Here is a 10,976-nt window from a genome sequence, read left to right as displayed (position 1 = left end):
CAAATGGTTAAATGCGGGATCAGTGGCATCAACAATTAATGTATGACCATCAGTATCTAAGGTGATACCTGCGGGGATTTTCCCTGCCTGAAGTTGACCATCGATGGCATATTCAAGGTGACTGATAGTTAAAGCGTCTCCGTCTTTATCTGTGGCACCTACTAGCAGATTGAGGGTGTGATGATTATCGGCCCCCTCACTGACACTGTCTGTTAAAGGCGTCACATCAGGGTTGTCGTTAACCGCAGCTAAGTTGGTGGTTGCGCCGGTGTGGGTCACACCACCGTGTGCATCCTTAACGTCATAGCTGAAGTGTACATCGCCGTTATAGTCTTTCTCTGGGGTAAACGTAAACGTACCATCGGCATTGTTTAGAATAGAGCCATGGTCGACATGGAGGTTTTCAATGGTTAGCTTACCGGCGTCATTGGCATCCACATCGACGGTATTCGCTAATAGTTGCGCGGTGGTTAAGGTTTGGCGTGTATCTTCACTGCCATTTGCAAGCACAACTTCAGATGAACAGTAAGGTCTGTCGTTACTGCCGTGAATGGTGATGACAATATCGTGTGTTGTACCATCTTTTGAATGGACTGTAATCGTATCGGTTAGGCTTTGCCCTTCACCAAGCTGGTCAATTGCAGTGCCACGCGTTGTTGCTACGCCACCAATAGCGGCTCTATGTCCGGCATCGGCGTGATAATGCCATGTACCATCATTTTGTAAAATCAGATCTCCATAGGTACCGTGATAGTCGTAACCATTGCTGCCTTGCTTTTCAAAAATAGACTCACCCGTATCAGGGTCTGTAATGGTCAGCTTACCATCCGCATAGAGTGTTGTATTGCCAAGTGTGGCTATGCCAGGTTGGGCATAATCGGGAGACATGTTAACGCCAGCGGTATTCTCGGTTATTGAACCAGTATCAACGCCAGCAATAGTAGCCACATTGTTGCTACCATTTATGGTCACCATTATTTGATGTGTTGTGCCATCCGCGGAATGCACGGTAATGCTATCGGTGGTGGTTTTACCTTGACCTAATGCTTGTACCGTTGGGTTTTTGTTATCTAAATCGTAAGTCCAATCACCGTTATCTTTAAGATGTAGGGTACCTAATTGGCCTGCGATATCGGTATTCGAGAAGTGGGCTTCACCTTTGTCTGTATCGGTGATGGTGAGTGTTCCCGAGGTTTGCAGTTGAGACTCTTCAGTTACCGCACCGGTATTGGTGCCTGCAATAACAGCAGTATCATTAGTACCATTTACAGTAATAGTAACTTGATGTGGCGTGCCATCGGCAGAGTGAACGGTGATGGTGTCGGTTGCCGTTTTGCCTTGCGCTAATGCTTGCACGGTCGGATTTTGATTGTCTAAATCATAGGTCCAATCACCGTTATCTTTAAGATGTAGGGTGCCTAATGAACCAACAATGTCTGTATTCGAGAAGTGCGCTTCATTGGTATCGGTGTCGCTAATAGTTAATGAGCCCGTTGTTTGAAGTTGAGACTCTTCAGTTACCGCACCGGTATTGGTGCCTGCAATCACAGCAGTATCATTAGTGCCATTAACGGTAATAGTGATTTGATGTGGTGTGCCATCGGCAGAGTGAACGGTGATAGTGTCCGTCGCCGATTTACCTTGGGCTAACGCTTGCACGGTTGGATTGTTATTATCTAAATCATAGGTCCAATCACCGTTATCTTTAAGATGTAGGGTGCCTAATTGACCAACAATATCGCTATCAGAGAAGTGGGCTTCACCTGTGTCTGTGTCACTAATAGTTAATGTGCCAAATGTGGTTAATACCGTTTCTTCAGTCACTTGACCCGTATTAGTGCCTGCAATCACCGCACTGTCATTAGTGCCATTGATGGTAATAGTAACTTGATGTGGCGTGCCATCGGCAGAGTGAACGGTGATGCTGTCGGTTGCCGTTTTGCCTTGCGCTAACGCTTGCACGGTCGGATTTTGATTGTCTAAATCGTAGGTCCAATCACCGTTATCTTTAAGATGTAGGGTACCTAATGAACCAACAATGTCTGTATTCGAGAAGTGATCTTCGCCTTTATCGGTATCTGTAATAGTCAGAGTCCCAGACGTTTGTAATTGCGACTCTTCAGTTACCGCACCAGAGTTAGTGCCTGCAATCACCGCAGTGTCGTTAGTGCCATTCACGGTAATAGTAACTTGATGTGGCGTGCCATCGGCAGAGTGAACGGTGATAGTGTCCGTCGCCGTTTTACCTTGCGCTAGTGCTTGAACTGCCGTGTTTTTGTTATCTAAATCGTAGGTCCAATTACCGTTATCTTTAAGATGTAGGGTGCCTAATTGACCTGCGATATCGGTATTCGAGAAGTGATCTTCGCCTTTATCGGTATCTGTAATAGTCAGAGTCCCAGACGTTTTCAGTTGCGACTCTTCAGTTACCGCCCCTGAATTTGTACCTGAAATAACAGCAGTATCATTAGTGCCATTAACGGTAATAGTGACTTGATGTGGTGTGCCATCAGCTGAGTGAACAGTGACGATGTCTGTCGCAGTTGAACCTTGGTCAAGTCTTTGAACTACTGGGTTATTGTTGTCTAAACTGTATGTCCACGCACCGTCTTTGGTGATGCTTAGCGTACCGAAATTACTAGTCACTTGTGAGGCTTGAAAGTGGTCCTCTCCAAGATCAGAGTCCGTTACCGAAAGCTGCCCTTGAACTTGTATCGTTAAATCTTCAGTTAACGTGCCAGCATCCACACCCGTAATTACGGCATTGTCGTCGTTTCCGCCAATCGTCATATCGATCGTTTGCGGTGTGCCATCTTTGGTGTGAATTGTGAAACTTTCATGCAGTGAAGTGGCTGCGGTTAAAGCTTGAACATTAGAGAGCGAGTTATCAACTTGATACTGCCAATGTCCATCAGCATCGATAGTTAATGAACCATATTTACCTGAGATAACTTCCGGCGTAACCGAACTTTCATTTTGGTCAGGGTCTATGACATCGATTTTGCCGTTCGCATGTAACAAGCCTTGTGAATCAATATTGTGATCTTCTGTTACCACACCTGTTAAGTCTCCAGAAATATTTGGCGTGTCTTGCTTACCTGTTACCGGTATCTGAACAATGATGCTCGAGCCATTAGATAGATGTAACGCAAAATGATCAGTACCTGGTTGGTGCTGATTTAACAGGATGTATTGAGGAGAATTTGGATTCAATACGAATGTGTATTGACCATTTGCATCAACATGAAGCTCTCCGTAGGTACCTTTTATGACTTCTGGCATAAAGGTGACGGGTAAAGCGGGTGTCGTCGGCGCATTTGAATGAGTCGGCTGACCGTTACTTCCTGAGGAGATAGTCGGCATCGATACCGAAGGAATGTAATGGACTTGCGGGTGAGAAAGCGTCGACAAATGATGAGAAGGAACCAAGTTAGAGCTCGAACCATGGGCGGCATGACTTGCACTTAAGGTTGAGTTTACGTCGTTGTCACTCGCCTGAGCGTCTTGGAGAGCAACCGCTGATGAGTCCGCCTTGCTATGGTCATCGGTGACATCTTTTTCGGTCACGTTATTTGCGGTTACTTGATCTGCAGCGTCGCTGGCATTGTCTATACTTTCTGCAGCAGCGTGTTTAGCCAATGATGGCAAAATCATCATGAGTGACTGAAAAAGTGGGATATTCACTTTTAGATGTGAATGCAGTCTGCGCTTCTTTTTTTGTGTTGGTTTCTTTTGTTCTAGCTCGTTACTTTTCTTATTTTTGATTTCTGTATTTTTCTTGTTTGCTTCGACGTTTTTTTTGTTAGCCATTTTTCTCATCCGTAAATCGTGGTTGCACTATTTTAAGTAAAATACACAGATAGAGGTTTCGCTAGCTAATTGGATAATTTTTAAAGAAAAAAACTGTAAAGTCGAAGAATTATCTCGTTTTGATGAAAGAGAGGATGAATACTTTTTCAACGGTCAGGTAAATATCGGCACATTGACCTTACCCTAAGGGGAACGTTTATAGTTGCGTTGTAAATTCAAAGGTAAACTATGACAAACACATTCCGAAAAACTTGGATTATTGTTTTCAGCATCATTGCGATGTTGATGTCTAGCTATGCCTCAAGCTCCTCAGCCTTGATGACTGAAGTAATGATGAGGGAAATGGGGTCGAGCAAGTCGGCTTGTTACCACAGCGATACTTCGGTTAATGATTCAATGGCGGGGTGTCATGTGATGAGTGAAGAAGTACACGCTGAAGACTCTAACATGAGTGCCCATGCTTTGATGGCTCAATGCGATATGTCTTCAATGAGCGAAGACGGTAGCTCGATGATGGGTAACCATTGTTCGAGTGTCGATTGCTGTGCCTCAATGTGTTCTGCAAGTCCCTATCCAATTCAGGCTGTTCAAGCCGTTGATCAACTTTCCTTTTCATTAGCTCGTTTTCAATCGGTCACGATTGGCCAGAAAGTCGCACGCGCTCAATCTTTGCTACGCCCACCTTCTGCATAAATCTATATCTAAAAATACAGCTCTATCAGTTAGATAAATCTGATAAGCCATTCTTTTTTATGCGCTAATTAGCGTTAGATATGGACATTCATTGTGAATATGAAACCAACAACCTCTGTGTTTGTCATGAACACGAGCTTAGTGGTTGCTGCTACCTTGCCTATGGCCTTGTTTTCAAGTGCTACGCTCGCGGCTACCACGGCGTCAGCTTCAAATGCTCAACACATTTCAGCACATGACCAAGCAAGCTCGACGCAGCAACTCAATACACTGATTGAGATTGCTTTAAGCGAAGATGGAAATCGCAAACAGTACTTTGCTCAGTCTCAAGCGATGCGAGAAACGGGCATTGCCAGCTCGACCTTAATGGATCCTAAATTAAAAGTTGGATTTGGCGGTTTGCCTGTCGATAGTTTTCAATTCGACGAAGACCCGATGACCAATATATCGGTAGGGTTGATGCAGCAGTTTGAGCGTGGCGATACGCTTAACCTCCAACAGAAAAAGGCAGGCCAGCAGGCTGATGCTTTAGCTTTGCAGGTGCAAGCAAGAGAATTGACGGTTGCGAATAGCATGACGCAGCTTTGGCTTGAGTTAGGTTATCAGCAAAAGGCTGAGTCGGTGATTCGTCAAAATCGTCGTTTGTTGGTTGAGCTTGAAAACTATGTACAAACCAATTACTCGATTGGTAAAAGCGAAGCGCAAGATCTGCTTAATGCTCAGCTTCAAGTCAGTAAACTTGATGAAAAGCTACAAGCTAATCAGCAAATTCAGCGTCGTTTAATCTATCAGCTTTCTGAATGGTTGGGTTCTGATTGGCTAGGCTCTCAGGCTCTTGATTCTCTGGGCACACTGAATGCAACTAACCAAATCGATTGGTCGTTGTTGGAAAGCAAATTAGCGACCAATATCGATTCAACCAAGCACTACAAGCTACTGACTGACCATCCTTTGATTAAGATCTCCGATGTCAGTATTTCCTCCAATCAAACTCAGGTTGAGTTAGCCGAGCAAGCTTATACCCCGCAGTTTGGGGTGGAAGTGATGTATGCACACCGTCAAGCCAATAACATGGCAGGTGAACCTGCTTCTGATCTGGTGAGTGCCTATCTGACTGTCGACATCCCGCTGTTTACGGGGAATCGACAAGATAAGAACTTATCGGCTGCTCAGTATCAAGTTGGTGCGGCTAAATCTCAAAAAGACACCTTACTTTCCCAAATGAACGCGTAAGTGAACGCATTGCTGGTGGACAGATCAAATCTTATCCAGCGATTAGATCGCTATCAAACGTCCTTGCTTCCTCAAACCGCAGCCCGAATCAGCGCGGTTGAAAGGGGTTATCAAAACAATACCGCTCAGTTTAACGATGTCATTTTAACAACGACCGATGAGCTGGCGCTTAAGTTAGAGCAACAACGTTTGATCACCGATCTCAATATCGTTAACAGCAAACTGGCGGCGTTAATCAGTGGTTTTGAATACCAAGTAAACCAACCACAACTCAACTCAAGCGCAACTAAACACACAGCCAATCAATAAGGGAATAGACAATGAATACAGTAAAAGTAGCAACAATCGCTTTATTGGTCGGTGGTGCATTGGGGTTTGGTGTGAATCACTTTGTCGTTGGGTCAGCACATAACATGTCAGCAATGGCAACGAGTACAGACGCCGAAGTAAGTAAACAAACCAAGGATGAGCCTCTGTACTGGGTGGCTCCGATGGACCCAAATTATCAGCGAGACAAACCGGGGCAGTCACCAATGGGGATGGATTTAATTCCTGTTTATGCGGATGACTCAAGTGCGGGACCAGACAAGGCGGGAACTGTGTTTATCGACCCGTCGGTAGAAAATAATCTTGGTGTCAAAACAGCAACAGTTAACTTTGAAGCGTTGTCTCCTCGGATTGAAACCGTGGGTTATGTGGCGTTCGATGAAAGTACATTGTGGCAAACCAACGTAAGAGCAGCTGGTTGGGTTGAGAAGCTCTACATCAACGCAGTGGGTGAGAAGGTAAACAAAGGTGATGTACTTTTCACACTCTATTCTCCAGAGCTTGTTAAAGCACAAGAAGAGTTGATCAGTGCTTATAAAACGGGTCGTAAAGGTTTGATCAAGGGCTCGACTGAACGCTTGGTCACCCTAGGTGTAGATAAAGCGCAGATACGATCCATCGCTCGTAAAGGGAAAGCCTCGCAAACCATCGAAATCAAAGCGCCAGCCGATGGTGTCATCGCTAGCCTGAATATTCGAGAAGGTGGTTATCTTTCACCTGCACAAGCGGTGATCAGTGCTGGCCCATTAGGCGAGGTATGGGTTGATGCTGAGGTGTTTGAGCGTCAAGCGCACTGGATCTCGTCAGGCAGCAATGCGGTGATGACGCTAGATGCCATTCCCGGCAAAGAGTGGTTGGGTAATGTCGATTACGTGTACCCAATCCTTGACCCAAAAACTCGAACCTTGCGCGTTCGTTTGAAGTTCTCCAATCCAAATGGCGAGCTTAAGCCAAATATGTTTGCCAATATTGCGCTGAAACCCATCAGTGATGAAGCCGTTCTTACTATCCCAAGATCTTCGGTGATTCACTCCGGTGGTATGACTCGAGTGGTGATGTCAAAAGGTTCTGGCAAGTATCGCTCTGCTCGTATTGAGGTTGGTCGTGAAGCTGGCGAAAAAATAGAGGTGCTTCAAGGGCTAGAGCAAGGCGAAAACATTGTCACTTCTGCACACTTCATGTTGGATTCTGAATCGAGCCAATCAGCTGATCTGTCACGCATCAATGGTGTTGAGGAAGAAGCGGAAACCGTATGGGCAAACGGTGAAATTTCCGATGTTATGCAAGGCAGCCGTATGGTGACGATTAACCATCAGCCTGTTCCAGAATGGGATTGGCCGGGCATGGTGATGAATTTCACCTTTGTGGAAGGCTTGGACATGAGTGACGTGCAACGTGGTAAGGCAATTGACTTTGAGATGAGAAAGACAGAGTCAGGGCAGTACGAGGTTGTGGATTACAAGGTGAACAAACACAAGATCGCTGGCGAAGTTTGGGGAACGGGTGACATCACTATGTTGATGGCAGATTTTGGCATGATCACCGTAAAACATCAGCCAGTCCCTGAGTGGAATTGGAAAGCGGGTGAAATGAATTTCCAAGCCAGTGATGACCTTGATTTATCTGAGTTTTCCGAGGGTCAAACCATTCGGTTTCTAGTGGCGAAGCAAGGTTCTGATTATGTGCTCAAATCTCTCGAACCGACGAATAGCACGGGTGAGGGCGAACTATGATCAATGCAATCATTCGCTGGTCTATTAGCAACCGCTTCTTAGTGTTGGTTGCTACTGTAGCCATCGTATTTGGCGGCTTATACAGCGTTAAAAATACACCTGTCGATGCCATTCCTGATTTGTCAGATGTTCAGGTGATCATCAAAACCAGTTATCCGGGGCAAGCCCCACAAGTGGTCGAGGATAAGGTGACCTATCCATTGACCACCGCCATGTTAGCTGTACCGGGTGCTGAAACAGTTCGTGGCTACTCGTTCTTTGGTGATTCCTATGTCTATATCATCTTCAATGACGATACCGATATGTACTGGGCGCGTTCACGAGTGTTGGAGTACTTAAGCCAAGTTGCACCTAACTTGCCATCGAGTGCCAAGCCAACACTAGGGCCAGATGCAACCGGTGTGGGCTGGGTTTACAGCTACGTGTTGCAAGATAAAACAGGTCAGCACGACTTAGCGGAACTTCGTAGTTTGCAAGATTGGTTCTTGAAGTATGAATTGCAAACCGTAGAAGGCGTGTCTGAAGTGGCGACCGTTGGCGGCATGGTGAAGCAGTACCAAGTACAGATTGATCCGGCCAAGTTACGTGCTTATGACCTAACACTTCAGCAAGTCAACAAGGCAATCCAAGATGGTAACCAAGAAACCGGTGCGTCTGTTGTTGAGATTGCGGAAGCCGAGCACATGGTTCGTACGACGGGTTACCTGACAAGCATTGAAGACATTCAATCTTTGCCGCTAAAAGTGACCGACAAAGGTACTCCGCTGCTATTAGGTGACATTGCTGATATTAACCTCGGCCCGCAAATGCGTCGTGGTATCTCGGAACTCAACGGTGAGGGCGAGGCGGTTGGCGGCGTTATCGTGATGCGCTTTGGTGAAAATGCCAGTGAAGTGATCGACTCGGTTAAATCCAAACTCGCTGAACTGCAAGCTGGCTTACCGGATGGTGTCGAGATTGTCGCAACTTATGACCGTTCGACTTTGATTGATTCAGCCGTTGAAAACCTTTGGAAGAAGCTGGCTGAAGAGTTCATCGTGGTCGCCGTGGTGTGTGCGCTGCTCTTGTTCCATATCCGCTTGTCGTTGGTTATCGCACTAAGTCTGCCTGTTGGTATCTTAGGTGCATTCATTGTGATGCATTGGCAGGGTATTAACGCCAACATCATGTCTCTTGGCGGAATAGCGATTGCGATTGGCGCCATGGTCGATGGTGCCATCGTGATGATCGAGAACGTTCATAAACACATTGAACGGACTCCGCTCACTGATAAAAACCGTTGGCAAGTGATAGGTAAGGCTGCAGAAGAAGTTGGCGCACCGCTGTTCTTCTCTCTGATTATCATTACCTTGAGCTTTGTGCCTGTGTTCGCGCTAGAAGGGCAAGAAGGCAAGATGTTCTCGCCACTTGCGTTTACCAAGACGTATGCAATGGCTGCTGCAGCCGGTTTGGCTATCACGCTTGTGCCTGTGCTAATGGGTTACTTCATTCGCGGTAACGTGTTGCCTGAACACAAAAACCCAGTCAACCGCAGCTTAGTGGCAATGTACAAACCGCTTCTGAACCTCAGCCTAAAATATCCAAAGATGATGATTGTTATCGCACTTGGCTTAATGGCATCTGCTTATTACCCAACCAGTAAGCTTGGTAGCGAGTTTATCCCTCCTTTGGACGAAGGGGATTTGATGTACATGCCAACCACCTATCCGGGTATTTCAATTGGTAAAGCGCGTGAGTTGTTGCAACAAACCAATAAGCTCATCAAAACCATTCCAGAAGTCGAAACCACGTGGGGCAAAATTGGTCGAGCAGAGACAGCAACCGATCCTGCACCGTTAACCATGATTGAAACCGTGATTCAGCTTAAACCGCGAGATGAGTGGCGTGACGGTGTCACTACTGAGTCTCTGCGTAAAGAGTTTGATGATCTGATTCAGTTCCCAGGTTTAACCAATGCGTGGGTTATGCCAATCAAAACTCGTATCGACATGTTAGCGACCGGTATCAAAACGCCAATCGGAATCAAAATAGCAGGGCCAGATCTGAGTGTTATAGAGGACATTGGCTCTCAGCTGGAACCTATCTTAAATGGTGTTAGCGGTACGGCTTCTGTGTATGCCGAACGTGTGGCTGGTGGTCGCTATGTCACGATAGACATCAAGCGCCGCTCTGCTGCTCGTTACGGATTAAGCGTCAAAGAGGTTCAGCAGGTTATTTCGACTGCGGTTGGTGGCATGAACGTGGGCGAAACCGTTGAGGGGCTAGAGCGTTACCCAATCAATGTCCGTTACCCACAAAGCTATCGTGATTCTGTCGTTAAGTTGCAGAACTTGCCATTGGTGACACCAAACGGAGCTCGTATTGCACTGTCTGATGTCGCGGATATTCGCTATGAAGATGGGCCACCAATGATTAAGACGGAGAACGCGCGTCCTAATGGCTGGGTGTTCGTGGATATCGAAGGGCGTGACCTTGGTTCTTATGTGGCAGAGGCACAAAAAGTCGTTACAGATCAAATTGTTTTGCCTGCGGGTTACTCACTGGCTTGGTCTGGTCAATACGAGTACATGGAACGCGCCAAAGATCGCTTAAGTGTGGTCGTGCCTATCACCATTGCCATCATTATGTTGCTGCTGTATTTGAGCTTCCGCCGTGTCGGTGAAGTGATGATGATCATGCTGACATTGCCACTCGCGATGGTGGGTGGCCTATGGCTGATGCATGTCCTCAATTACAACTTCTCGATTGCGGTGGGTGTGGGCTTTATCGCCCTTGCCGGGGTAGCTGTTGAGATAGGCGTCATTATGTTGGTCTACCTAAATCAAGCATGGCACTACAAAAAATTGGATGCGGAGCAGAACCAGCAAGCACTTCAGAGTGAAGACTTAACGGATGCGATTCGTGAGGGTGCAGGACTGCGTGTTCGCCCAGTGATGATGACAGTACTTACGGTGATCATTGGCCTCATTCCAATTATGTATGGCGAGGGAACGGGCTCTGAAGTGATGCAGCGAATTGCCGCGCCGATGATAGGCGGAATGGCGTCGGCACTGTTGCTTACCCTACTGGTTTTGCCTGCAATCTTTAAGCTCTGGAAACAGCGAGAGATTACTCAAAGCCAAAACGAGACAAGTAAATAACGCACTGACTATAAAGCCCTTACTTGCGAGACAGGAGTAG

Annotated in this window: 4 protein-coding genes and 1 pseudogene; 4 read left to right on the top strand and 1 reads right to left on the bottom strand. The window is 46.4% G+C overall.

The window, feature by feature from the left end:
• A partial coding sequence (locus AB4263_RS02885) for a VCBS domain-containing protein (RefSeq protein WP_372097422.1) occupies positions 1–3,810 on the bottom strand: 3,810 nt, incomplete at its 3' end.
• A gap of 228 nt (positions 3,811–4,038) precedes the next feature.
• On the opposite strand from AB4263_RS02885, the gene AB4263_RS02880 reads away from it, so the two are divergent.
• The 4 genes and pseudogenes from AB4263_RS02880 to AB4263_RS02865 all read left to right on the top strand — a co-directional run bounded on the left by AB4263_RS02880 (position 4,039) and on the right by AB4263_RS02865 (position 10,936).
• Entirely contained in the window at positions 4,039–4,503 is a 465-nt protein-coding gene (locus AB4263_RS02880) for a hypothetical protein (RefSeq protein WP_372097420.1), read from the top strand.
• A gap of 99 nt (positions 4,504–4,602) precedes the next feature.
• Positions 4,603–6,045 (top strand): annotated as a pseudogene (locus tag AB4263_RS02875) (TolC family protein).
• Between the two features lie 11 nt (positions 6,046–6,056).
• The gene (locus AB4263_RS02870) at positions 6,057–7,796 is read left to right on the top strand and encodes an efflux RND transporter periplasmic adaptor subunit (protein ID WP_372097418.1); all 1,740 of its coding nucleotides are present in this window, start codon (positions 6,057–6,059) and stop codon (positions 7,794–7,796) included.
• Positions 7,793–10,936, top strand: a complete 3,144-nt coding sequence (locus AB4263_RS02865) for an efflux RND transporter permease subunit (protein WP_372097416.1) — start codon at positions 7,793–7,795, stop codon at positions 10,934–10,936. The genes AB4263_RS02870 and AB4263_RS02865 overlap by 4 nt, the downstream gene beginning before the upstream one ends.
• Positions 10,937–10,976: the final 40 nt, after the last annotated feature.

It is taken from the genome of Vibrio sp. 10N.261.55.C5 (genome assembly GCF_041470505.1).
Classification (GTDB): Bacteria; Pseudomonadota; Gammaproteobacteria; order Enterobacterales; family Vibrionaceae; genus Vibrio; species Vibrio crassostreae_C.
This window is presented reverse-complemented; position numbering and strand designations above follow the sequence as displayed.